Source organism: Paenibacillus sp. 32352, from assembly GCF_002042965.1.
Classification (GTDB): Bacteria; Bacillota; Bacilli; order Paenibacillales; family NBRC-103111; genus Paenibacillus_S; species Paenibacillus_S vulneris.
Genome location: NZ_MZNT01000005.1, coordinates 140,023 through 164,154 on the forward strand (window position 1 = coordinate 140,023; position 24,132 = coordinate 164,154).

Consider the following 24,132-nt stretch of genomic DNA (forward strand, 5'->3'; position numbering starts at 1 on the left):
TGATTGAATTTAAAATCTATATGCCGAACCGGGAAAAGTGAACCTGTCAACTGGTACGAAAATCTTGAAAATGGTTGAACCCATTATAACACACGGTCAATTTCCCCTCAAATGAAACCTCCATGAAAGGACACTGATTCCAGCGCATCACTGTACTTCTAATGATCTCTTTGGATCAAATAATCGGCAAGCTGAAGCAATCTGTCCACATAAGGGAAGTCCGCATCGATCAACGCCTGCTTGCCTTGTTCGGTTAACTGAACCACCTTTTCTTTGGATGCTTCAATACCGACGAAGTACGGATAGGTCACCTTCTGCTGTTTTTCATCGCTTTTGACAGGCTTGCCCAGTTTCTCTTCGTCACCGATCACATCAAGGATATCATCTTGAATTTGGAACGCGAGCCCGATATGCTGTCCGAACTTTTCAAGAGCCTGAAGCTGCTTTGGAGTCGCACCACCCAGGTGCCCTCCTGCCTTCAAGGAAAAGACGATGAGATCGCTGGTTTTGTGCAGATGGATATATTCCAGCTGCTCCAAGCCGGTAATTCCCTGCTCACCCAGCATGTCCGCCGCTTGTCCGCCAACCATCCCCGGCGCTCCCGCCAGTCTGGACAAATCTTCAACGATCTCAACGATCGTCTCGGCAGGTACGCCATAAGCGCGGTAAGCTTGCACAATCGAATAAAAGGCGTGGGTCAGCAGCCCGTCTCCGGCCAGAATAGCCATAGCCTCCCCGTACACTTTATGATTGGTCAGCTTGCCCCTGCGGTAATCGTCGTTATCCATGGCAGGAAGATCGTCATGAATAAGCGAATACGTGTGAATCATCTCAACGGCAAGAGCTACCGGAATCGCTTCCTCGATGCTTCCCTTTAACGCTTCCACCGCTGTCAGCACCAGAATCGGACGCAGCCGCTTTCCCCCTGCCATGAGGGAATACATCATGGATTCGCGCAGGCTGTCAGGAATATTCCATATTTCCGGCAATGATTCGGCCAATTCCGCTTCAATCAATGCTGTCTTTTGCTCTAAATAGTGTTGTATGGAAGAGTCCGTGCTCATTTAAGTTCACCTTTCTCGTCAGCTGAAGGGTTGAACGGCTTTTTGACCAGTCCGCCTTCCTGATCCATCAAAATTTCTATTTTTCTTTCGACCTGCTCGAGCTTTTGTCCGCATAGCTGGGATAGCTTCATCCCTTCCTGAAACAGCTCGATCGCCTGCTCCAGCGGAACGTCTCCGCTTTCCAGCCTGGCTACGATCTCTTCAAGCTTGTCCATAGCTTCTTCAAAGCTAGGTGTCGTTTCCGGTTTTGTCATTTTGCTTCTCCTCCATTGACCACACATGACAATCCACTTGCCCGTCGACCAGCCGCAGCTTAAGTACATCCCCAAGTTGCACTTGTTGTATGGATTTTATTAATTGCTTCTCGCTCTCATCATAGACTAGACTGTATCCGCGCTGCATGACCTTCAGAGGACTTAGCGCATCCAAATGCCGCATTACGGATACGAGCTGCTGCTGCTTATGCTTCTTAGCCTGCTGCATAGCTTGGAGCAGCTGCTTGCCTGCGCCGTCGAGGCGCTTTCTGGCATATACCGTTTGCTCCTTGGGGTTAAAGGCGGATAGACGTTTATCCAGTCTCATATGCCGTTCCTGCAGCTTGGCGATTTTCCCACGCAATTGAAAGCCCAGCTGCTCTTTAGTACGATCCAATCGTTCCATCGGTTGCAGTAACAGCTGCCGTCTCGGATTGATAAGCACCGGCGAACGCCGAATCCGCTGCAGCCTCTCGCGGCTGCGTTTCAATTGATTGGACAAGCCGCCATATAACTGCTGATTCAAAAAGCTCAGCTGCTGCTTAAGCTCCATATGGTGAGGGACGGCCAATTCCGCAGCCGCTGTAGGCGTCGCCGCCCGAAGATCCGCTACGAAATCCGCAATCGTAAAATCGGTTTCATGGCCAACGGCAGAAATGATCGGAATAGCCGATGCGAATATCGCCCGCGCCACCTTCTCTTCATTGAAGGCCCATAGCTCTTCCAACGATCCTCCGCCTCGTCCGACTATCAGGACATCTACCTCATTCATTTCGTTCATTGCTTCAATCGCTTTGACGATGGAAGGTGCCGCTTGGGTTCCCTGTACGAGAACGGGATACAATAACACGGGCACGTTCGGATAACGCCGCTGCAGTGTGATGATGATATCTCTTACCGCCGCGCCCGTAGGCGAAGTGATGACTCCGATCGCCTTGGGATAGCGGGGGATGGCTTTCTTTTTGGAGACGGCAAACAGCCCTTCGTTCTCCAGCTTTTTTTTCAGCTGCTCAAAAGCCAAATATAAGCTTCCGATGCCGGCAGGCTGCATTTGCGTCACATAAAATTGATATTGCCCGTCCCTTTCATACACCGAAATATTGCCGCAAGCAAGCACCTTGGTGCCTTCTCGCGGAATAAATCCGAGCCGCTGATTATACGAGGCGAACATAATACTTTTTAACCGGCTGTCCGAGTCCTTTAACGTAAAGTACATATGACCGCTGGAGTGATGGGTAAAATTCGAGATTTCCCCCCGCACCCATACATCCTGGATGACATGATCGCTTTCCAGCTTCATTTTTATGTAACGATTAAGCTCTTTAATAGAGAATATCGATTTTTGGCTCATCGCTTATCCATTCACTTTGGATTGTACAGCAGTACGCTTTGCCGCTTCCAAAGTATTTCGAAGCAAGACCGTAATCGTCATCGGACCGACACAGCCAGGAACCGGTGTAATATAGCTTGCGGTATCAAGCACATCGTCAAAATCGACATCGCCTGCCAATTTGCCCGTATCCAACCGGTTAATACCGACATCGACTACGACAGCACCCGGTTTGACATGCTCTTTTTTGATCATTTTCGGTTTCCCTACGGCAGCTACCAAAATATCCGCTTGACGGGTAATCTCCGCCATATTAGGGGTTTTGGAATGCACAACCGTTACGGTTGCATTTTCTCTGAGCAGCAGGATGGCCATAGGCTTGCCGACAATATTGCTTCGGCCGATAACGACCGCATGCTTGCCTGCAATCTCAACGCCTACCCGTTTTAAAATATCGATAACCCCCGCCGGCGTACAAGGAGCAGGTCCTTCCTTGCCAATCATCAGATTCCCAACATTCACCGGATGGAAGCAGTCCGCATCCTTCTCAACAGCGATTGCTTCAACAATTTTCTCCTCGGAAATATGCTTAGGCAAAGGCGATTGGACCAAAATGCCATGAATTTGGTCGTTTCCGTTCAGCTGCTCGATCAAAGCCAGCACTTCCGCTTCCGAAGTATGCTCCGGCAGGCTGTGGACTTCGGAGTAAATCCCCGCTTCTTCACAGGCTTTGGCTTTATTCCGCACATAAACATGAGAAGCCGGATCATCGCCGACAATAACAACAGCAAGACCCGGATGGCATCCGTCTTTCTTCAGCTGCTCTACTTCTTCCTTGATTTGTGCACGATAAGCACTTACAATTTCTTTTCCGTTAATGACTTGCGCCGGCATGAAAGAATTCCCCTCTCAACTGTTTGGTAATGAATTTGATCAACCCTTACAGGCTTTTGGCCTTAATGCTGTCAAGCTCCTTGATCATCTTCCCTAATACCCCATTAACAAATTTGCCCGACTCTTCCGAACCAAAGTGCTTAGCCAATTCAATCGCTTCATTGACGACAACCTTCGGTGGAACGTCTTCGCGGTAAACCATTTCATATGTAGCCAGTCTTAAGATTTCGCGGTCGACCTTGGACAGCCTGTCCATTTTGTATCCCTTCAAATAATCCATCAGAAGCTCATCGATCCGTTCCTTGCGCGAGATCGTCCCTTCTACCAGCTCGGTCACGTCATGAGCAGCGATTTGGTCCTGCTCCTTGGTCAATTGGGCTTCATCTTCCGTTTGTGCCTCTTCCACCACATGAGCGATGGCTTCTCTTGCGCTCACTTCGTTCATTTCCATTTGGTACAGGCTTTGCAGCGCCAGTTCCCTTGCCAATCTTCTTCTCATTAAATAAGTTTCCTCCTAAGAGCTTTCCCGAAGGGAAAGCTATCTTCGTAAGCGTTGCTGAGCTTTCCTGTAAGGAAAGCTATCTTCGTAAGCGTTACTGAGCTTTCCCAAAGAGAAAGCTGTCTTGTGTAAGCATTATCTAGCTTTCCCTTAAAAGGAATGCTTTTTCACTAGTACCGGGCTTCCGATGAAATTGTTTTGCCTAATCAAACAAAAAAATCCTTGGAAAGAACCAGGGATTTCATCTAAACAATCTCCATTTGTCCATTAGCCAGCGCCACATTTGTACAATGGGAACTGCCGGCTCGCCCCGATCGACTCTTTTCCCTATATGATAACAAGTATATACGATAAGGACAAAAATTAACATATCCCATAGTCCGCAAATCAAATAGATGATTCCGAGCAGCACTCCGATGATGGACAACATCGTTTTGCCTCTGTGATTAGCCCATAGTTGTTCCCATAGCTGTATCCACATCCGGGAGCTCACCTCTATTCCACTCTACTCTTAAAAGTGGGGGATGCCTGTTGAATATTCGCTACGAACACCGTTACTTGGGCAACTGGGATACCGGTGATTTCTTCTATATGCTCTTTAATGCCGGATTGCATTTCCTCCGTCAATTGCGGGATGGAGCTTTCCCCGTCCACAATCGCGCGAATGATAATTTCGAGCCCGGCCGGACTTACCTTCACTCGCGCTTTCAGGTCCTTTACACCGCGGGAGCGGTGAGCAGCCTTAAGCGCCAAATTTTCTACCGTTTCCATGGAAATGCGAATGTCGCCGAAGTCCGTTCGCTGGTCAATCGATGGCACATTGGACCGGCCTCTGCGTACCGATACATACAAAAAACGAATACTGATCAAGGCAAGAATAACGGTTACCGCAATAAAAATAAGCGCCGTATCCATAACATAATAGACATCATAAGCGAAGTTTTTGGCGTTATCAAAAGAAATCCATCCGAATGCGCAAAATAACATGACCACGCATCCGATCAAAACAGCCAGACTAAATAGGAATAAAAGCAATCTGTCAATTACTTTGATCACACAACCGGACTCCTTCCGAATTAGAGGAAACCCCCTTACGGCTTGAAGGGGGTTTGCCAAGAGCATATTTACGTGTCTACTTGACTCGGTTAGGCGTAACTTCAACCTCTTCCACTTTGTCTGCGCCTTTGAAGATGACATCATGAATATGTACATTCACTTGTACAACGCTCAAACCTGTCATTGACTCTATCGCGTGTTTAACATTTTGCTGCACACCGGAAGCCACTTCAGGAATTCTGGTGCCGAATTCAATCACTATCGATACATCGATCGCTGCTTCGCGCTGGCCTACATCCACTTTAACGCCCTTGGACATATTTTTGCGGCCCAGAAGCTCGGCGATACCGCCTGCGAATCCACCGCTCATCCCGGCTACGCCAGGCACTTCGATGGTCGCCATTCCGGCAATGATCTCGATAACCTCAGGAGCAATTTGAATCGTGCCCATGTCAGTTTTTTCATAATCGGCAGCAATGGTTGTCATAAAAGGATCCTCCTTGGAAGTTTTGCGACAGCAAAACATACTTAGTAGACGCTGAAAGGCAAAGACCTTGAAGTCTATACCTGCTGCTTGTTAGCGACCGTAAGCAAATCAGCGCTTACTTAATGCATATGCGTCATTTCACAAAACTTGTCTTATCGATTACTATACCATTATCCTAAATATATGACAAATGACAGATTACGAATTAGGATCATTCACATCATGCTCTTCTAGGAACTTGATGTCGAAGTCGCCGGCAATAAATTTCTTGTGCTCAAGCAGCTTCATATGGAAAGGAATCGTGGAATGAATCCCCTCAATCGTAAACTCCGACAAAGCGCGTTTCATTCTATGAATGGCTTCGTTACGGTCTTTCCCCCATACGATCAGCTTGGCAATCATCGAATCGTAATGCGGAGGGATCGTGTATCCCGGATAAGCCGCGCTGTCTACACGCACTCCAAAACCGCCCGGAGGCAAATAAAACTGGATTTGACCTGCTGAAGGCATGAAGTTGCGCGTCGAATCTTCCGCGTTGATACGGCATTCGATAGCCCAGCCGTTAATTTGCACATCCTCTTGAGAGAAGGATAGCGGCTCGCCTTGAGCTACATGAATCATTTCTTTAATAATATCGATTCCTGTAATCAGCTCCGTTACCGGATGCTCAACCTGAATGCGCGTATTCATCTCCATAAAGTAGAACTTTCCGTCCGGACCGAGCAAAAACTCTAGCGTACCCGCTCCCGAATAATTAACGGCCTGCGCCGCGCGAACAGCCGCGTCACCCATCTGCTTGCGGATTTCCGGCGTCAAGGTAGAGCAAGGAGCTTCCTCAACCAGCTTTTGGCGTCTGCGTTGGACCGAGCAGTCACGCTCTCCAAGATGGACCACATTGCCATGCTTGTCCGCCAAAATCTGGATTTCCACGTGCTTCATACCCGTCAAGTATTTCTCCAGATATACGCCGGCATTACCGAAAGCTTTTTGGGCTTCCTGCTGCGCGGTCGTAATTTGCTGAATCAGCATTTCCTCGTTCTCGGCAATACGGATACCCTTGCCTCCGCCGCCTGCAGTCGCTTTAATAATGACAGGATAACCGATCTCGCGTCCGATGCGGATAGCATCCTCCATATCCTCGACAAGTCCGTCTGAACCGGGAATAACAGGAACATTGGCGTCCTTCATCGTTTGCTTCGCGACCGATTTATCCCCCATCCGGCTGATAGCATCAGCTGACGGCCCAATAAATGTAATATTGCAGCTTTCACAAATTTCCGCGAAATCCGCATTTTCGGCTAAAAATCCATAGCCGGGATGGATCGCATCCGTCTCCGTCAAAGTAGCTACACTTAAAATATTAGTTAAATTAAGATAGCTGTCTTTGGACAGAGTAGGTCCGATGCAGTAGGCTTCGTCGGCAAGACGAACATGCAGCGCCTCGCGATCCGCTTCAGAGTAAACCGCAACAGTCGAAATGCCCATTTCTTGGCATGCTCTTATAATGCGTACTGCGATTTCTCCTCGGTTGGCGATAAGTATTTTTTGAAACTTCACTGATTTTCTCCTCCTGAGAGCTTTGCGTAGGCAAAGCTTTCTTCGAAAGCTATAACTCTGAGTTTTGCTCGCAGCAAAACTAGGCATACGCTAGGCTTTGGTTTCGAACAATGGGCCCAGCCTTACTGCGGGCGAACCAGGAACAAAGGCTGTCCGTACTCAACCAATTGTCCGTTCTCAACTAGAACGTCTACGATTTCACCTTTGATTTCCGCTTCGATTTCGTTCATAAGCTTCATAGCTTCGATGATGCATACAACTGTTTTTTCCTTAACCGCACTGCCTTTGGTCACAAAGGACGCTGCACCCGGAGACGGTGCTTCATAGAATGTACCGACCATCGGAGATACGATAGTATGTAGGCCAGCTTCCTGCTTGGACACTGCCGGAGCACTCTCAGCGGCAGGGGCTTGTACAGCCTGCGGCTGCTGTCCGATCACAGGGGTGAAGGCTTGTTGAACAGGTGATGCTGTAACAACTACAGATTCCGTTTTATTTGGTTTACGAAGTGTAAGGCGGGAGCCTTCATTTTCAATTTCCAATTCATGTAAGGAACTTTGATCAATAAGCTGTATCAATTCTTTTATTTCGTTTAATTTAAACACAAGATTCACTCCTTCAACGATGGTGAAACAACGACGTTGTTATTATAACACAATCTTACTTGAAGAAAAGAGTTTATTCTTACATCCTTTATATGCGGAAGCACGGTCAGCAGGACGCATGGATTCGCAGCAAGCCACAAAGAACAGGACGGTTTCAAAGATCCTGGGGATCCTCGGAAACCGTCCTGTTCCTTCTATGCTCTAATTGACCTTAAGGTACATATTGAACGACAACTTTGTCCGGGCTAACGTTCATTTCCTGCATTACTTTCTCAACAATGCTGACAGCCTGGCTTTTTTCAAGCTTGGCGCTTTGCACAGTTACTCTCCATTTCGAGGATTCTTGCGTGATTACGGCTTGCGGGAAGTCCTTCATCAAGCTTTCTTCAAGGTTGGTTATCTTTGTTTCATTATCCTGAAGCTTTTGCAGCTCGGCCGCCGCACTTGCTGCAGCTTCTTGCGTTTGCTTGGAATCGGAGAGAATCGTAACCCATTTCTCGGACTGCTTGGCAATTTCCTCATCGCGCTTCAAGCCCAGATTGATGAAATAGTCTGTACCGGATTTCGCCTGGGTTTGGACTTGCTGCAGCACCTTGGCGTCAGCCGGGCTTACTTGTTCATTGGCTTTAGAAGTGGATTGGCTGTTGGGAGCTGCATCAGTTTTAGCTTTTGTGTCTGTCTTGGTTGAGGACGTAGGATCTGTTTTCGTGCTGCTTGCTTTTGGATCCTGCGTCGTTTGGGTTGATCCGGATTGTTTGGCTTCCGGAGCGGCTGCGCCCGTTTTGTCATCTGTTTTAACGTCTGCCTTTGGATCGGCCGGCGTTTGCTTGCCATTCAAATCATTGGTATTGACGACGATTTCTTTGGCGGTAGGTGCAGTGCTCGTAGAGTTCATTTCCAGCTTGCTTACATCCTCGGTAAACAAGTAGTATGCGGAGAGCACGACCATCAAGCTGAGCATCGAAACCAACCAAATTGTTTGCCTTTTCGTATTCATCTTTTTATTCCTCCTTGGAATGTGGGGTATATATTTTAATCTTTATTGCTTACGGGGTAAGATTGAAATCTTATTGGCCGGGACGTCCAAGCCTCTTTCGACTGCCTCGGTAATCATTTTTTTCACCGTTAAATTCTCGGCGCCTTTAGCTACAACCAAGACCCCCCTTATTTTGGGCTTGATGTATTTTTGAACAAGCGGCTGCTTGCCGTTGGATACTTCATATAGAACGACCTCACCGCTTCGTGTGACATCCGTAATGTGGCGGGTGGCGCCGTGCTGGTCTTTTTCATTTGTTACCTGCTGGGTTTCCTTGGTATTTCTTTCTACCGTAACCTCTTCCGTGGAATCGATCGTAACGAGCACTTCCACCTCTCCCACCCCTACAATTTTTGTCAAAATTTCCTTAAGCTGATTCTCATAAGCAGCTTCATAGTCCCGGAATGCGGAACGTTCTTTGCTGGCAGAGGAGGTAAAGGCTGGCTGAGCAGGAGGATCCGGGGAAGCCCTCCCTTCATTGATGGGGTCAACATCCTTCACCGTGATGAAAGAATTGAGAATCATAAACGCTGCTCCCACAAGCCCAAGCAGAATCAGCCATCGAAACGTCTTTATCCGCTTCGTGCCGTTCGGCCCTCCGCCTAACCAAGTCTCCATCCATTTCATAAAACCACCCATCGCTCACACCTCCTCAGCATCCATTTACTCGGCTTACGATTTCCATTTATCTTGAGCTACGTCAACATATATTTGACTAAGCGGCACCTGCCATTCTTTATTGATCGACATCCGAATCTGCGTACTTTCTTGTTCATAGCCGTTTGCAGATGCCGGCAGATCCTTCGAATTCTTCCCTTCCGATTTGCTGTCGGGTACAATCTGAACGACTACCGGCTGCACAGGCTCAATGGTGACGTTTTTGATAGAATCGGTTCCTTGAGGCTTCGCAGGCTCTGTCGGCGCCCTTGGAGCGGCACTGACATCGACTCTGACGATCTGCAGCTGTCCGCTGCTGTCCTTGGCCGTCTGTACCTTCACGCTTTGAACATCAACGGCAGCGCTTTGTTCAATGCCGCGTTTCATCAAATCTTCTATTTGCTGCTGGGCGATTCGCTGGGACTGCTGCTCCTGCCGGGCTTTTAGCTGCTCCGCTTGCTGCTGGATGCTTCCAAGAGACATCATCTGGCCGGAATTTTCCTGAGACCCCATGGAAGCGAATAGTCCGCCGCCTTTGGTGTTAAATGCATCCGCCAGCATCTGATCAAGAGGAACATTTTTTTGGAAAATAGAGAGCAAGGGCTGCAGCAGAATCAGTAAAATGAATAAACTGATGACGGTCTTGACGTATCGTTGCATCGATTGACTCGGCAGCAGAATATCGACGAAAGTTGCGAGCAGGATTACCAGCACGATGGATTTAAGCCAGCCGCCTAACCATTCCATGTCCAAGCTCCTTTCCTAATGCCTAGCGCATCATGACGGACAAATTGCCGGCCGTTATTAAGATCGTAATGGCAAGGAAGAACATCAGCCCCACAACAGCCAAAGCGGCAAATACATAGATCAAACTTTTGCCTATCGTTTCAAGACAAGTTATTAGCGGGTTGTCCCCGAGCGGCTGAAGCACCGCTGCAGACACGTTGTATATCAAGGCAAGCGCCATTATTTTCAATGCCGGAAAAGCGCAAAGGATCAAAAGGATGACGACACCGGCCAGTCCCACTGCATTCTTCACCAGTAGCGAAGCTCCGATGATGGTTTCCGAAGCATCGGAAAACATTCTCCCAACCACAGGAACGAAGTTCCCCGCAATATATTTGGCCGTTCGGATCGTAACCCCATCTGCTACCGCACTCCCCGCCCCTCTGATGGAGATGACGCCGAGAAACACCGTCACGAACACGCCCAGGCAGCCTACGCTCACGTTCCTCAGCAAATTGGCTAGCTGATTGACTTTGTATTTATCTGTCAGCGAGCTTACTATATGAAGCACGGCCGAGAAGAACAGCAGAGGGAAAACAACCAAATAGATTGCGGTTCCTACGGCATGAATCATGAAGATGATGAGCGGATGAAGCACGGAGACCGATACGACGTTCCCCATTGAAGCCAGCAAGGTCAGCAGGAGCGGAACGACCGCAATCATAAAGTGAATCATGTCCGTTATCGCCGTTTTGGCATAACCTATGGCTACGCTGAAGCTGTTGATAGCCATGATCATCAGTACGACAAATGTAATTGCGTAGGCCACTTTGCTGACGGTATTTTTCTCAAACGCGCTTTGCAGTGTCTCGAGCAGCATGCTGAACATCGATAGCACGACAATGGATGCAAGCAGCTTGCCGTTGTACAAAAGCTCATGAAACAGGTATCGGACAATTCCCGTGAATATGGAGCTTAACCCTAAACCCTTTGAGCCTGTAAGCAGCTCCATAAACGTTGGGGTCTTACTGTCGGGAAAATACCCGCCGTACGTTTTCATCAGCTGATTCCAATATTGCTCCACCTGATCGGTATTCAGCCTTTCTGCCTGCTCTTTAATGATCTGCTCTACGGGCGTAGCCTGCACGATGCTGGCATTGTCCGTGAGACCGTAAGCTAAGGGATCCCCGGCCAACGAGAGGCCGATGAGGCACAGCAGAAGCAGCAGAGGCTTGGCCGCCCTTCTCCGGAACCACTTCTCCATGTACGACATTGTGAGCAGCATTTGCTTCATCTCCCGGGATCATATACTTAGGCGGGCAGCAGCTTGACCACCGTTTCAATAATGACGGACACAATCGGTATGGCCATAACCATAATCAGGATTTTGCCGGATAATTCAATCTTCGAAGCGATGGATTCCTGACCTGCATCCCTGACGATTTGGGCGCCGAATTCGGCGATATACGCGATGCCGATAATTTTCAGGATCGTTTTCAGGAAAATCATATTGACATTCGCATTCACGGCAAGATCCTCCAGAATTTGAATGACGGATGCGATCTTGCCTATAAGAAACAAGAAGATGACGATGCCCGTAAACGCGGCCAGAAGGAAGGCGAATATAGGCTTCTGTTCCTTGATGATCAGTACCAGTATGGTAGCGATTAAGCCCAGACCTACGATTTGTACGATCTCCACTGTGTCTCACCCGCATCTACTGGAATAAAAAAATGGTTTTGATTTCCTTGAACAAGTTATCAAGCAGGCTGACAACCATAAACAGCACGACAACGAATCCTATCAAGGTAACCCAGTGCGCCATATCCTCTTTGCCCATCTGCTTAAGCACGGTATGAATCATCGCGATAATGATTCCGATTCCGGCGATCTGAAATATCGCGTTCACATCTACGTTCATTCGTGGCACCTCACTCCTAGCCTCTAACTACATCTTTAACCTTATTGCCCGAGTAACGGTTGCAGTCTCTCTGACAACCGACTCTGCTTCGCTTGAGTAACGGTTGCAGTCTCTCTGACAACCGACTCTGCTTCGCTTGAGTAACGGTTGCAGACTAATACATCAGAATGACGACCAAAGCTCCCATAAGAAGGCCCAAGCTCCTCCACATGCCTTCATATCTCTTGCGCTCCTCTTCTGCGCCATCCAGCTCGCCCTGCAGCTGTTGGATCGCTAATCGCAGATGCTTCACCTGATCTGCACTATCCGATAAGCCCAAGGTGAAGCCCAACTGGCGAACGATGTCCTGCTCACCCGCCTTCATGGAAGTATGCTTCCAATGCTCTTGAAGCGACTGCTGCCATATTTGCTGAGCGGGGCGGCCGCCTGCCTGCCCCAGCTCCTCCGCTGTATGACGGAAGATAGCAGTGACCGGCTGGGGGCAGGAACTGGCTACCTTCATCAGAGCTTCCCGCAATGGAGTGAAGCCATATACGATTTCGGTTTCCAGTCTTTGAAGAGCCCTGATAACATCGCCAATTTGCTTGGGCCGCCGGGAATATTGCTGCGCCTGATAAAATCCGAATAAGGTGGCCGACAGCAAAATCATCATCGCTCCGAGAAGCTTCAGCAAGTTACTCCCTCCTCCCCTTCGACGAGCGGCCGCTCACCTGGAAAGCGGCATTCCCTGTCCAATCAATAAGACGATCCTGTCCCGGCCTTTTATCCATTTGGCCCGATACCGAATAGGGCGTCAAGGTTCCCGCTGTCTTTGCCAGCTCCAACCGTTTTCCTTTGGCATCGTAAATCCCTTCCACCGTCCCTGCCCCGGATCGTTTATTCAGAATGACAATCCGTTCGAACACTTCTTCGCTCAGCAGCTCTTGCAGAACCGGTCTCTTGCTGACATCGCCATGATTCAGACCGTGTGCGGTTGCAATGACACGAATCCCGGCATGAATGGCTTCATGAATAGCCGCTACATCCTCTTGTCGGCCGATCTCATCTACAATAAGCACTTCCGGTGACATGGACCGGATCATCATCATCATTCCTTCCGCCTTAGGACAACCGTCCAGCACGTCGGTTCGCGGCCCGAGATCAAACCGTGGGATTCCTCTATCGCAAGCAGCGATCTCGGAGCGCTCATCGACAATGCCTACCTTCCATCCTCTCGACAACCAGTGGATCGAATCCTCGGCTGAACCCGAGCTGATCAGTCTTGCCAGATCTCGAATTAACGTCGTCTTGCCCTGCTGCGGCGGAGAAACGATGAGCGTATGGTGTACCCCCGAGGTCGAGCTATCCACCAAGTAAGGCAGCACGCTACTGCCAACCCCTTTTAACTCCCTTGCGATCCGGATATTAAAGCTTGTAATTTCCTTCAGAAGCTTTACCTTTCCTTGCTCCAGTACCGTTCTGCCTGCTATTCCAATGCGGTGTCCGCCTTGCACTGTGATATAGCCGCGCCTTAGCTCTTCATCGAAGGTATAAAGCGAATGCTGTGTCAGCATCTCCAGCAAGGTCGAGCAATCGTCCCTGGTCGGCCTGTAAGCAAGCTCCGGGTCCTCACAAAGTCCGGAATCCGCGATGAAGCCGTACTTTTGTCCCCAAACCACTTCCAGCGGCCTATCTTCCCGTACCCGAATCTCTTGTATCTCCTCCATGATCCGGTTTGGTAGAGTTGCTAGTCTTTGGCGCAAAGGGACAGAAAAAAGCCGGAGAAGCGAATGCATTTCTTTCATCCCCCCAAGCTGTCCATCTTTCATAATCATGTGTATGCTTGGCCGAAGTAATTATGCTATTTACTTTTTCAAAATACCTATAAAAATGCAGCTAACTCCTGCTATAACCCAAATCATTTTGCTGAATGATAGCTTTTCCGCAAGTCCTACCAATCCGAGTGTCGTTGTAGTCAATAGAACGAGCGGCCCTACCATAGCTAACCCGGTATTCACCATCAGCGCTTTGTCAATCTGATTTAACCTGAGCATGATTAGTGCGGCCATAATTTCGATAGTTCCTGAAAACAGTCGCAGCGATGCCATACTGAGCACGATTTTGTTGATCACTGCTCTTTTCCCTCCCTCTATTTATCAATAGCAAGCTGTCATCATCAGCTTCTCTATTAATCTATGCAGGCTCGTCTCATTTTAGGCATCATGGGCACACCCCTAATTGCAATTGCATATGATGACACATAAATCAATACAAAAAATGTAAACAGCGAGGCGATAGGACATGGAGGTTACGTCACAGGTCAAGTGGCATCCCCTTTTAAACGATCCGACGAGAAAACGTACGATGAAGCCAAGAGAACTTGGCAAGACGATGGTTATCGATAAAGGGTTAGGCATTCATGCTCTTGAAGATTTATTGCAAACAGCTGGAGATCATATGGATATGTTAAAAATCGGCTTCGGCACGTCGCCGCTCTATTCCACGTCACTGCTGAAACGAAAAATTGAAATGGTCAAAGAGCATGATATTATTATCTATCCCGGCGGTACGTTTCTTGAGGTCGCAATAAGCCAGGGCGCTGTTGATGAGTTTTTCGATATGGCCGCCTTTCTCGGATTCAACGGACTCGAAATCTCTGATGGCACGATTGAATTGGATAGGTCTGTTCGAAGCGAATTAATTCGCCGCGCCAAAGAACTGGGCTATACGGTCATTACGGAATACGGAAAAAAATGCTGGGGCTCTTCCATCGAGATCGAGGACTTGATTGAAACGGTAGTTATCGATTCAGAATTAGGGGCGAGCCTTATTACCATTGAAGGACGGGAGTCCGGCAAAGGCGTCGGCATCTATGACGAGCAGGGAGGCTGCAAGGATGAAGCTATCGAGCTGGTGCTTCGTCAGGTGCCAAGCAAGCATTTGCTCCTATGGGAAGCTCCGCATAAAGATCAACAGGTCCATTTATTGAACACATTGGGGACGGATATTCATTTGGGCAACATTGCGCCTGCCGACCTGATCTCGCTGGAGGCTCTTCGCCGGGGGCTGAGATCCGATACGCTTCATTTGGGTCAGGAAACAGCCCCATCTGATTTTAACGGGAATTGGGAAATATAGCGGACTGAGGCGCAAAAACGAAGCATATGCTTTCGTAGCCAGTTTTTGCTGGCGCAAAAACTCTTAGGAGGCACCAAGCGTGGAAATTACGGTACTACCCAGCGTCAATGAGGCGCGCGCAGATGAGCTTATCAACAAAACGGTCATCGTCATTGATGTCCTACGTGCTACCAGTACGATTCTCACTGCACTAGCCCATGGATGCAAAGCGATCTATCCGGTTGAAACCGTATTACAAGCCAAACAGCTATATCAGCCGGGGTTTATACTGGGAGGAGAGAGAGCCTGCAAAAAAATACCGGGCTTTGATCTCGGCAATTCGCCATTAGAGTACACAGAGGACGTTATTGCAGGCAAAACCCTCATTATGACAACGACGAACGGGACGAGAGCCATTCAAAAGGCGAATAAGGCATGCACCATCATCGCCGCATCCTTACTAAACGGAAAGGCTTGTGCCGAAGAGGCGTTAAGCCTCAAAAAAGACATCGTCATTCTTTGTTCGGGAACTCAGGATGTATTTGCCTTAGAGGACGGCTTATGTGCCGGCCAGCTCATAGATGAAATGCTCAAATTAGCAGGCAATGGCAGTGCGGGTTTTATCATGAATGATTTTGGACTCAGCATGCTGCACGCGTTTCGCCATGTGCAGTCCGGCATATTGGAGGCTTTGTTGCAATGTGCCAACGGCAAAAGGTTAAGCAAGCTGGGCTTCATTGAAGACATCCATTACTGTGCACAAAGGGATGCGCTCTCTCTGGTTCCGGTCGTACGTGAAGGGAAGCTGGTTGCATCTTCGGTCTCCCACCATATTTAATAGAGTCTCTTGTTCTAAAAACTCGTCCATCTCATACACTTAGAAGGAAGTCTATGAGACAAGGGGTCCTACGATGAACGGAGACATACTGCTGTTAGTTCTCATCATTATCGGTCTATTGGGGCGGTCGCCAATTATTACAACAGCTGCCTGTGTGCTGCTCATTGTAAAACTGATCCACTTAGAGCGCTTCCTGCCGACCATTGAGCGTCGGGGACTGGAGCTTGGCCTGCTTTTCCTGACGATGGGTGTACTTGTGCCGTTTGCAAGCCAGCGAATCACTTTTAAAGATGTCACCAGCATGTTTACCACCTGGCCGGGGATCCTGGCGCTTCTTGGTGGAGCCATAGCGACTTATATGAACGGGAAAGGGCTGGAGCTGTTAAAAATAGACCCACAACTTGTTGTGGGCCTTGTTATCGGTTCAATCTTCGGTATTCTGTTCTTAAAAGGAATTCCTGTCGGTCCGTTGATGGCCGCAGGAATTACCGCTTTCTTATTAAAGCTGTTTACCTTTATGTTTGACAAGCTGAAGTAATGAATTATCTGCGGTCTTGAGGTCCGCCTACAAATGCTGTTTGATCCGTATCCAAGCCGTATGCCGTGTGCAGCGCTTGGATTACTTCGTTTAGGCGGCTGTTTTCGATGACGCAGGATGTTTTGATTTCCGATGTGCTGACCATATTGATGCTAAGACCAAGATCGGAAATGACCTCGAACATTTTGGCAGCGACTCCCGGAGTACTAACCATTCCAGCCCCTACGATGGATACTTTAACGAGGTTCTCCTGGGAGGATACTTCGCGGAAGCCCACCTCGGAACGGATGCTTTGAATAACTTCCAAGGCTCTATCCTTATCGGTTAGAGAGACGGTGAAGGAAAAGTCCGCTTGCCCGTTCATGACACCGCTTTGCACGATAATATCTACATCGATTTGCTCTTTAGCCAAAGCGGTAAACACTTTTGCCAATTGCCCCGGTTTTTCTTCAATACCAAGGATACTGATTCTAGCCACATTTTTATCGCTTGCAATCCCGCGAACAACGATTCCTTGCTCCATCGCTGCTTCCTCCTTCACATTCGTACCTGCATTATGATTAAAGCTGGATCTTACCACCAGCGGCACATTATAGTTCTTTGCATACTCAACTGCTCTCGGATGCAATACGGCTGCACCCAGATTCGCCAGCTCCAGCATCTCGTCATACGTGATTTCAGGAAGCTTGCGCGCGCATTTAACAACACGTGGGTCTGTGGAATATACGCCGTCTACGTCCGTGAATATTTCGCAGACGTCCGCTTGAATAGCGGCTGCCAAAGCAACGGCCGTCGTATCGGAACCGCCGCGTCCCAGCGTCGTGATCTCTCCGTCCGCCGTCATGCCCTGGAATCCGGCTACGATAACAACATTCCCTTGATTCACAGCGTTCAAAATTCTTTCAGGCTGAATATCCGTAATTCTTGCTTTACCGTGTACCTCATCCGTGTACATACCCGCTTGCCATCCGGTAAAGGATAGAGCCGGCTGGCCCAAGCTTTGGATTGCCATGGACAGTAATGCTACCGATACTTGCTCGCCCGTAGTCAACAGCATATCCATTTCACGTGCAGGAGGCGTTACCGAACAAATTTGCTTCGACAAGTCTATCAAATCGTCTGTTGTATCACCCATGGCAGAAACGACAACAACGCATTGGTTGCCTTCCCGCTGTCTCTCTACTACACGGTTGGCCACACGTTTCATCCGTTCCGCATCACCAACGGAACTGCCGCCGAATTTCATTACAATAAGAGACAAAGCTGTTCACTCCCTACCGAAACTTTTGCATAACAATGTATCATTATACCATAAGAACGCCCAAGGTTGAAGTAGAATTATGTCGAATTCTCCCGCATAATATGCCATTTTTCCTTCTCAAGGGCTTATTTGGTCCGTTACCATGATTTCTGAAGCTTGCGTCTGCGACTGCGGCTTATTGTCGCTGTATAGATTGCATAACCCCACAGCCCTCCGAGCACATTCAAAATAATATCATCCACATCAAAGCTGCCTACTTTAAATAGGAACTGGATGGATTCAACTATCAGCAAGGACCAGAACATTAGCTTCGCAATAGAAAACCAGCTGTTATAAGAACGAAATAACATCGGGATCAGGAACCCAAACGGCACGAAGGCCCCCACATTTCCAAAAATATTAATGATCCAGAGATCTAACGGGTAATATTGGAAGTCCGTGATATAGCTTCCTATCGTTTTGAAAGGGACCAGATTATAGAGCCTCTCCGTTCGCGCGGATCGCGAGAATCCGAAGAACAGCAAGTAGATCATCAACAAGGAATACGAGAAAAAAAGAAGCCATGCCGCCCAGACATGCAGCTTCCATTGCCGGACCTGACTCAATGGGATCAGCACCTTCGCTTCGGAATAGCCTGTGAGATGCAATGAACTCACTTATTTTCCCAATAATAGCATTCCGCCTTTATCTTGTAAACGATGCTTTGGATTCTATGAGCAGCAGAATAACCTCCAAGCCGGGACTTGGCTTCGCAGCTGAATCATTTATCTGGCCGGGAATCCTAAAGTAAGTAAAAAACCTGCCGGATGGCAGGTTTCTATAGTCGGGTGAGACTAAGCGCGGGAGATGTATTTTCCTTCACGGCTATCGATCAGCAATACATCGCCTTCGTTAATGAACAAAGGTACTTGTACATTCAGGCCGGTCTCAAGCTTAGCGTTTTTGGTAGCGCCGGTAGCCGTGTTGCCTTTGATGCCTGGCTCCGTTTCAACCACTTTCAGCTCAATGCTGTTCGGCAGGTTGATTCCCAAGATTTCGCCTTGATAGCTCATGATATGGATCATCATGTTTTCTTTCAAGAAGTTCAATTCCCACTCCAATTGCTTAGCAGGCAAGCTGAATTGGTCGTAAGTTTCCGTATCCATAAATGTATGGTCTTGACCGCTTGCATACAGGTACTGCATTTCACGGTTCTCGATATGTGCACGGCCTACGTTTTCACCCGCACGGAATGTACGTTCCACGGTGTTGCCGTTACGCAGGTTTTTCAATTTGGAGCGAACGAAAGCTGCTCCTTTACCCGGTTTTACGTGTTGAAAATCAATTACAGTGAACAAATCACCGTCAACTTCAATTGTTAAGCCTGTCTTAAAATCGTTTACTGATACCACTGAAAAATACCTCCCTAAAAATGTGAGCAGAATTCCTGCCGGCCATTCGCCTTCAGGCTTCCGCCAAGATGTTAATCCAAGGCAATCAAGTCTTTGCTTGAATGCGTCAATATTTTAATTCCGGATTCTGTAACGACGATATCATCTTCGATGCGAACTCCGCCGAAGCCTGGCAAATAAATGCCGGGTTCAACCGTTACGATCATTCCGGGCGTTAAAACCGTATCTCCGTTCTTGGAAAGCCGCGGCGCTTCATGAACTTCCATTCCCAGGCCATGCCCCGTTCCGTGACCGAAATAATCGCCGTAACCATGCCGCTGGATAATATCCCTTGCGATTGCATCCGCTTCGCGGCCAGTCATCCCGGGTCTGATCTTGTCCAAAGCCGTCATTTGCGCTTCAAGAACAATCTGGTAAATCTCTTTGTGCTTTTCCGTTGGCTTGCCTACTACCACTGTTCTCGTAATGTCGGAACAGTATCTTTTATAATAAGCGCCGTAATCCAGCGTGACAAATTCATTCGCCTGAAGGAGGCGGTCACTCGCTTTGCCATGAGGAAGCGCAGATCGTTCGCCGGATGCGACGATCGTCTCGAAAGACGTAGAAGCCGCTCCGTTCTTGCGGACGAACATTTCTATTTCAAGCGCAATATCCGCTTCCTTGGCACCGGGCTTCAGGAAATTCAGGATATGCGTGAAGGTGCGGTCTGCCAAATCGGCTGCTTCCTGCAGGACGGCTATTTCGGCATCGTCCTTAATGACCCGAAGCTTCTCGACAAGCCCGTCGGTCGGCTCCAATTGAATGCCGCTTAATGCCTTGGCAGCACTCTGGTATGCTCCGAACGTCATATCGTTTTGCTCGAAACCTACTTTGGTTATACCCAGCTTGACAAGCAGATCCTTTACCGTTTCCAACGGGTTCGGAGCATGCTCGACTACCTCATAATGAACGGCTTGAGCCGGGGCTTGAGTCATATAGCGAAAATCTGTCAACAGGTACGCTTTATTCTCGGAAATTAACACCATGCCGGATGAACCGGTAAAGCCCGTCATATAAAGGCGGTTCGTTTCGTTAGTAATTAAAAGCGCCTTTAAACCTTGCTCTTGCAAAACCGTGCGAAGGCGTTCTATACGTGCTTGCTGCATTAGGTTATCCCTCCAAAGAATTGAGGTGGCTTACTATGGCGCGAAGTCCCAGTTCGTAGCTGTCCACACCCAGACCGGCAATTTGGCCGAGCGCGACGGGAGCGATCACCGATACATGGCGAAACGCCTCTCTTTTGTGAATATTCGATATATGTACTTCAATTGTCGGAATTCGAACTGCCTCGATTGCATCGCGAATCGCATAGCTGTAATGCGTGAACGCTCCAGGGTTCATCACGATGCCGTCTTTGACCGAAAAAGCTTCGTGGATCTTATCGATTAGGGCCCCTTCATGATTGGATTGAAAGCATTCCAATTCCACGGACAGCTCTGCCGCCAGCTTCGTCAGCCGCTCTTCAATCGTTTGAAGCGATGTGGTTCCATACACGCCTGGCTCGCGAACGCCGAGCATGTTCAAATTCGGACCGTTTAATACCAAAATTTTTTTCAAGCCGGTCCCTCCAATACGTTTCTTCAACATACAGAAATACACACCCAATTATTTTACCATAACTTTCTTCTGTTTGAGAACTGTTTTTTGCGGCTTGGCAAGCAGTCCCTGAATTATTCCGGCTGTGGATTCTGTTGTCCGGTATCGACAGGCTCTCTTTCCCGCTCGTCATTGAATTCCAGAGCCAGGCTGTACCCTATGAATAATCCCCACACAATAAACAGACAGACCTCTGTAATGATCGTGTTCCAGTCGAGATAAGCGATCCAATTCATCATCCCGGTTATCGGCCCGATCAGCAAAAAGATAAGCCCCCACCATACGGCTCCGTAGGCAACTCCCGGCCATGGCCCGGTCGCTTTGGCTAAGAAGGCTGTATACAGCAAGGACGCAAAAATAGAGAAAACAATAAACGTGACCCATCCTACCATATATCCTTCAAAGCTGTTTAAAAATGACCGTTTATAAAAATGCTCCACCAAAAAGCCCGGAGGCAAGCTGGTAAAATGAAGATAATGCTCCAGCATTTTCACTGCGCCCCATATCAAACCCGCAAAAAAACCGATATTTAATGAAAACAGCCAACGGTTGGAAGGTGCTTTGGCTCTTGGCTCGTTCATGTCGTTCCTCCTCACAGGTTTTGCCGGACCAGCCTGCGCCCTAGGCCAAACCTTATGTTCATGTTCTGCCCCGCGTTTGCAACGCCTGCGCTTCCTTCTTATCTTAAGCAAGGAAATGATGTCGCATTCTTGCAGCGGAATACCGTTAGTATATACAAATATTTGTCCCCTAAACGGTGGCATTCTCTCTTTGAATCCGATACAATAATGTAGAGTCGCCATTTTATTTCTATCAGAAGAAGGTGTAGTCTTTGTCGCAAAATGAAAAACCATGTGCCATTTACGGTGGCCAAGCCGTGATTGAAGGGGTCATGTTTGGAGGCCAAACTGTTAACGTAACGGCCATTCGCCGAAAAGATAATACTATCGAGTACCTGGAGGTTCCCAAGACCGAAATCGGTTGGGTCAAAGTCTTGAAGAAAATACCGTTTATCCGCGGTATTGTCGGCATTATTGAAGCTAGCGCTAAAGGCGCCCAGCATCTTAATTTTTCGGCGGAAGCCTTTGCCGAGGAGGAAGGGGACGGTACACCGAAGGAGGAGAAAAAGGAATCGGTCACCGGACGTATATCCATGATCCTGGGCGTAGCGGTTGTGGGGATCATTTCCTTTATATTCGGTAAATTCGTCTTTACGCTCATCCCTCCTATTATCGAGCAGCTGTTATTTGCTAACCTGTTTCAGAATCAAATCGGGCACAACCTGATCGAGGGATTAATCAAGATCGTGCTGTTAATCGGCTACATTTACTTTATTTCCCTAACACCGATGATCAAACGCCTGTTTCAATACCACGGAGCCGAACACAAGGTCATCAGTGCCTATGAAGCCGGAGTAGAGCTGACGGTCGAAAATGTACAAAAATTCAGCACGCTGCATTACCGGTGCGGAAGCAGCTTTATCGTATTCACCGTACTGGTCGGCGTCATTATTTATTCCTTCTTTACGTATGATTCTTTTGTGGAACGTATCGTCCAACGGATCGTATTATTACCTGTAGTCATTGGCGTCTCATACGAAGTGCTGCGCTTTACGAACAGCCTGCGGGAAGTTCCTGTTCTTCGTTATCTGGGTTATCCCGGGCTGTGGCTGCAGATGCTTACGACCAAGCAGCCGGATAATTCCATGGTCGAAGTATCCATCGCCTCTTTCAACCGGATGAGAGAATTAGATAAAGAAGCAAGAGCATAATATGGATTAGAGGAGGGGCAGCGATGAAAAAGCGTTTTTCCATAGCCACCTATGTTGTTCTGGGGTTAGCCTTGATCGGGATCGCCTCCAAAGCTTTGCAATTGATCATCCCCATTTTGGTATTTGGCGTTATCTTCCTGCTGTATAAGTATCCGCCAAATCGTTGGCGCAAGCCCGCCTTCTCCGCCAAAAGCGGCGGAAGAACCAAAGAAAGACGCACTCGCAACGCAACATTTCGCGTTATCGACGGCAATAAAGGGAGCTCTGACGAGCCCCCCAAATATCATTAAAACGGCGACCGGGTCGCCGTTTTTTTTGCATTTAGGAACTGACAGATTCCGGGCTCCCCACGGAGCATCAGAATCAGCCCCAGAAATTAGCCTCAGAGACTCTCCCCTCTCTTTGTGGGGCTATTTTGTGTTTATTTGATTTTTCTTCGAAGAACATGCTGCTCGAAGCCCATTTTGTAATCCATCAGCTTCCATTTATTAAGGAAGGCCTCTCCAGCCAGGCATCCGGCTTCGTACAGCTGCAGACTTTTTTCATTGGAGATGTCAAAATCGGTCACACTTACACCTAACGTCGGGATTTTGATGGTCCGAAACCGGTTCGCTTCTTCGATATAACGTTCATCATGGGCATCCATCATAGTGGAGAATAACGCTTTAAACATCGTCACCGGACCGAAAATCGTATTAGGCTGCCCGGTTCCTCTCCCTACAAGCTGGAAGCCGATCGTAGGAATAAGCTGCTCCGCCTTAGGGGTGTGGTCCTGGTCAAAAATCCAGAGAGGAAAATTGCTCAGAAGCCCTCCGTCTACAATATATGCGAACTGGTCCGCGAACGACTGCTTGGGTGCTCTTTTGCTGGGAGCCTTACGAATAATGACGGGGTCAAAAAAATAAGGGATGCTCGTGCTCATACGAACGGCTTTGGAGATCAGCAATCGCTTGGGGTCAATCCCGTACTGTTCAATATCATCCGGCAGCACAAGAAGCCTTCGGTCCGAAATATCCGATGCGATAATGCGGAGCTGGTTTTTTTTCAAATCGCTGAACGTGCGTATCCCTTTGGCCAAAAGCAGCTGGTGAATCCAACGCTCGAGCGCCTCTCCCGAATATAATCCTTTTTTCAAAAATAGCCGGGTAAGCGGGCCGATGATCTTTGCATTAAATACGGGTGCACGCTGCATAAAGGAGCTGAACGGGGTTGCCATAATAATATTCTTCAGCTCTTCAGCGGAATATCCCGCCGCTACTAATGATGCAACGATGGCCCCTGATGACGTCCCAGCCACCTGATGAAAGGTAAGCCCCTTACGCTCCGCCGCGTGAACCGCTCCTGCCAGTGCTATCCCCTTGACTCCGCCGCCTTCGAAAACCGCATTGATTTTCACAAGCATCCCTTCTCCCGCTCGTAATGTTCGCCTTAAAAAATGTATGCGGGCAGAGATTGTACATATGTTCATAGAAGCTGCGGCTGGCAGCAGGTTCTATGAAAGGGGCTTACCCCTCTG

The 24,132-nt window shown here is 48.4% G+C and carries 31 protein-coding genes; 5 read left to right on the forward strand and 26 right to left on the reverse strand.

What is annotated here, in order from left to right; genetic code table 11:
* Window positions 1–158: 158 nt before the first annotated feature.
* From B1728_RS13710 to B1728_RS13800, 19 genes are all read right to left on the reverse strand, one after another.
* Complete coding sequence (locus B1728_RS13710) at window positions 159–1,064, reverse strand: polyprenyl synthetase family protein (protein WP_079910789.1); 906 nt, start codon at window positions 1,062–1,064, stop codon at window positions 159–161.
* Window positions 1,061–1,318 (reverse strand): exodeoxyribonuclease VII small subunit, encoded by a 258-nt coding sequence (gene xseB / locus B1728_RS13715; protein ID WP_079910790.1) that lies wholly within the window; start codon window positions 1,316–1,318, stop codon window positions 1,061–1,063. The genes B1728_RS13710 and xseB overlap by 4 nt, the downstream gene beginning before the upstream one ends.
* Window positions 1,293–2,669: an exodeoxyribonuclease VII large subunit gene (gene xseA / locus B1728_RS13720; RefSeq protein WP_079910791.1), complete on the reverse strand. Its 1,377-nt coding sequence runs from the start codon at window positions 2,667–2,669 to the stop codon at window positions 1,293–1,295. Before xseA ends, xseB begins: the two co-directional genes overlap by 26 nt.
* Before the next feature lie 3 nt (window positions 2,670–2,672).
* Window positions 2,673–3,542: a bifunctional methylenetetrahydrofolate dehydrogenase/methenyltetrahydrofolate cyclohydrolase FolD gene (gene folD / locus B1728_RS13725; protein WP_079910792.1), complete on the reverse strand. Its 870-nt coding sequence runs from the start codon at window positions 3,540–3,542 to the stop codon at window positions 2,673–2,675.
* A 46-nt stretch (window positions 3,543–3,588) separates the two neighbouring features.
* A complete protein-coding gene (gene nusB, locus B1728_RS13730) occupies window positions 3,589–4,041 on the reverse strand; it encodes a transcription antitermination factor NusB (RefSeq protein WP_079910793.1) in 453 nt (150 codons plus the stop codon).
* Between the two features lie 241 nt (window positions 4,042–4,282).
* Window positions 4,283–4,522, reverse strand: coding sequence for a DUF2273 domain-containing protein (locus B1728_RS13735; RefSeq protein WP_079910794.1), 240 nt, complete (start codon window positions 4,520–4,522; stop codon window positions 4,283–4,285).
* A gap of 14 nt (window positions 4,523–4,536) precedes the next feature.
* Window positions 4,537–5,097 (reverse strand): alkaline shock response membrane anchor protein AmaP, encoded by a 561-nt coding sequence (gene amaP / locus B1728_RS13740; protein ID WP_079910795.1) that lies wholly within the window; start codon window positions 5,095–5,097, stop codon window positions 4,537–4,539.
* A 76-nt stretch (window positions 5,098–5,173) separates the two neighbouring features.
* Window positions 5,174–5,584 (reverse strand): Asp23/Gls24 family envelope stress response protein, encoded by a 411-nt coding sequence (locus B1728_RS13745; protein WP_079910796.1) that lies wholly within the window; start codon window positions 5,582–5,584, stop codon window positions 5,174–5,176.
* Window positions 5,585–5,782: 198 nt separating this feature from the next.
* A complete protein-coding gene (accC, locus tag B1728_RS13750; protein ID WP_079910797.1) occupies window positions 5,783–7,141 on the reverse strand; it encodes an acetyl-CoA carboxylase biotin carboxylase subunit in 1,359 nt (452 codons plus the stop codon).
* 122 nt (window positions 7,142–7,263) lie between these two features.
* A complete protein-coding gene (accB, locus tag B1728_RS13755) occupies window positions 7,264–7,746 on the reverse strand; it encodes an acetyl-CoA carboxylase biotin carboxyl carrier protein (protein WP_079910798.1) in 483 nt (160 codons plus the stop codon).
* Between the two features lie 211 nt (window positions 7,747–7,957).
* The gene (locus B1728_RS13760) at window positions 7,958–8,743 is read right to left on the reverse strand and encodes a SpoIIIAH-like family protein (protein WP_079910799.1); all 786 of its coding nucleotides are present in this window, start codon (window positions 8,741–8,743) and stop codon (window positions 7,958–7,960) included.
* Window positions 8,744–8,785: 42 nt separating this feature from the next.
* On the reverse strand, window positions 8,786–9,421 hold the full coding sequence (gene spoIIIAG, locus B1728_RS13765; protein ID WP_079910800.1) for a stage III sporulation protein AG: 636 nt from the start codon (window positions 9,419–9,421) through the stop codon (window positions 8,786–8,788).
* A 33-nt stretch (window positions 9,422–9,454) separates the two neighbouring features.
* On the reverse strand, window positions 9,455–10,186 hold the full coding sequence (spoIIIAF, locus tag B1728_RS13770) for a stage III sporulation protein AF (protein ID WP_079910801.1): 732 nt from the start codon (window positions 10,184–10,186) through the stop codon (window positions 9,455–9,457).
* Between the two features lie 22 nt (window positions 10,187–10,208).
* On the reverse strand, window positions 10,209–11,450 hold the full coding sequence (gene spoIIIAE, locus B1728_RS13775; protein ID WP_256865346.1) for a stage III sporulation protein AE: 1,242 nt from the start codon (window positions 11,448–11,450) through the stop codon (window positions 10,209–10,211).
* Window positions 11,451–11,476: 26 nt separating this feature from the next.
* A complete protein-coding gene (gene spoIIIAD, locus B1728_RS13780) occupies window positions 11,477–11,866 on the reverse strand; it encodes a stage III sporulation protein AD (protein ID WP_079910803.1) in 390 nt (129 codons plus the stop codon).
* Window positions 11,867–11,882: 16 nt separating this feature from the next.
* Window positions 11,883–12,086, reverse strand: a complete 204-nt coding sequence (spoIIIAC, locus tag B1728_RS13785; protein ID WP_079910804.1) for a stage III sporulation protein AC — start codon at window positions 12,084–12,086, stop codon at window positions 11,883–11,885.
* A 154-nt stretch (window positions 12,087–12,240) separates the two neighbouring features.
* On the reverse strand, window positions 12,241–12,759 hold the full coding sequence (gene spoIIIAB, locus B1728_RS13790) for a stage III sporulation protein SpoIIIAB (RefSeq protein ID WP_079910805.1): 519 nt from the start codon (window positions 12,757–12,759) through the stop codon (window positions 12,241–12,243).
* A gap of 1 nt (window position 12,760) precedes the next feature.
* Entirely contained in the window at window positions 12,761–13,861 is a 1,101-nt protein-coding gene (gene spoIIIAA / locus B1728_RS13795; RefSeq protein ID WP_079910806.1) for a stage III sporulation protein AA, read from the reverse strand.
* A gap of 69 nt (window positions 13,862–13,930) precedes the next feature.
* Window positions 13,931–14,197, reverse strand: coding sequence for a YqhV family protein (locus B1728_RS13800; RefSeq protein WP_079910807.1), 267 nt, complete (start codon window positions 14,195–14,197; stop codon window positions 13,931–13,933).
* Between the two features lie 169 nt (window positions 14,198–14,366).
* On the opposite strand from B1728_RS13800, the gene comA reads away from it, so the two are divergent.
* From comA to B1728_RS13815, 3 genes are all read left to right on the forward strand, one after another.
* Window positions 14,367–15,203 (forward strand): phosphosulfolactate synthase, encoded by an 837-nt coding sequence (gene comA, locus B1728_RS13805; RefSeq protein ID WP_079910808.1) that lies wholly within the window; start codon window positions 14,367–14,369, stop codon window positions 15,201–15,203.
* Between the two features lie 79 nt (window positions 15,204–15,282).
* A complete protein-coding gene (locus B1728_RS13810; RefSeq protein WP_079910809.1) occupies window positions 15,283–16,020 on the forward strand; it encodes a 2-phosphosulfolactate phosphatase in 738 nt (245 codons plus the stop codon).
* A gap of 73 nt (window positions 16,021–16,093) precedes the next feature.
* Entirely contained in the window at window positions 16,094–16,558 is a 465-nt protein-coding gene (locus tag B1728_RS13815) for a DUF441 domain-containing protein (protein WP_079910810.1), read from the forward strand.
* Window positions 16,559–16,562: 4 nt separating this feature from the next.
* On the opposite strand, the gene B1728_RS13820 is transcribed toward B1728_RS13815, so the two are convergent.
* The 6 genes from B1728_RS13820 to B1728_RS13845 all read right to left on the reverse strand — a co-directional run bounded on the left by B1728_RS13820 (window position 16,563) and on the right by B1728_RS13845 (window position 21,426).
* Window positions 16,563–17,819 carry an aspartate kinase gene (locus B1728_RS13820; protein WP_079910811.1) on the reverse strand — a complete coding sequence of 419 codons (1,257 nt, stop codon included), beginning with the start codon at window positions 17,817–17,819 and terminating at the stop codon, window positions 16,563–16,565.
* A 137-nt stretch (window positions 17,820–17,956) separates the two neighbouring features.
* Window positions 17,957–18,475 (reverse strand): VanZ family protein, encoded by a 519-nt coding sequence (locus B1728_RS13825; RefSeq protein ID WP_218672296.1) that lies wholly within the window; start codon window positions 18,473–18,475, stop codon window positions 17,957–17,959.
* Window positions 18,476–18,652: 177 nt separating this feature from the next.
* Window positions 18,653–19,210: an elongation factor P gene (gene efp, locus B1728_RS13830; RefSeq protein ID WP_079910813.1), complete on the reverse strand. Its 558-nt coding sequence runs from the start codon at window positions 19,208–19,210 to the stop codon at window positions 18,653–18,655.
* A 71-nt stretch (window positions 19,211–19,281) separates the two neighbouring features.
* Entirely contained in the window at window positions 19,282–20,355 is a 1,074-nt protein-coding gene (locus tag B1728_RS13835; RefSeq protein WP_079910814.1) for a M24 family metallopeptidase, read from the reverse strand.
* 4 nt (window positions 20,356–20,359) lie between these two features.
* The gene (gene aroQ, locus B1728_RS13840; protein WP_079910815.1) at window positions 20,360–20,806 is read right to left on the reverse strand and encodes a type II 3-dehydroquinate dehydratase; all 447 of its coding nucleotides are present in this window, start codon (window positions 20,804–20,806) and stop codon (window positions 20,360–20,362) included.
* A 113-nt stretch (window positions 20,807–20,919) separates the two neighbouring features.
* On the reverse strand, window positions 20,920–21,426 hold the full coding sequence (locus tag B1728_RS13845; protein WP_079910816.1) for a YqhR family membrane protein: 507 nt from the start codon (window positions 21,424–21,426) through the stop codon (window positions 20,920–20,922).
* Between the two features lie 311 nt (window positions 21,427–21,737).
* On the opposite strand from B1728_RS13845, the gene B1728_RS13850 reads away from it, so the two are divergent.
* Complete coding sequence (locus tag B1728_RS13850; protein ID WP_377740075.1) at window positions 21,738–22,616, forward strand: DUF1385 domain-containing protein; 879 nt, start codon at window positions 21,738–21,740, stop codon at window positions 22,614–22,616.
* A 23-nt stretch (window positions 22,617–22,639) separates the two neighbouring features.
* The gene (locus B1728_RS13855) at window positions 22,640–22,906 is read left to right on the forward strand and encodes a hypothetical protein (protein ID WP_079910818.1); all 267 of its coding nucleotides are present in this window, start codon (window positions 22,640–22,642) and stop codon (window positions 22,904–22,906) included.
* A 131-nt stretch (window positions 22,907–23,037) separates the two neighbouring features.
* Here the strand turns inward: B1728_RS13855 and B1728_RS13860 are convergent, their stop codons facing one another.
* Window positions 23,038–24,012 carry a patatin-like phospholipase family protein gene (locus B1728_RS13860; protein WP_079911050.1) on the reverse strand — a complete coding sequence of 325 codons (975 nt, stop codon included), beginning with the start codon at window positions 24,010–24,012 and terminating at the stop codon, window positions 23,038–23,040.
* Window positions 24,013–24,132 lie beyond the last annotated feature (120 nt).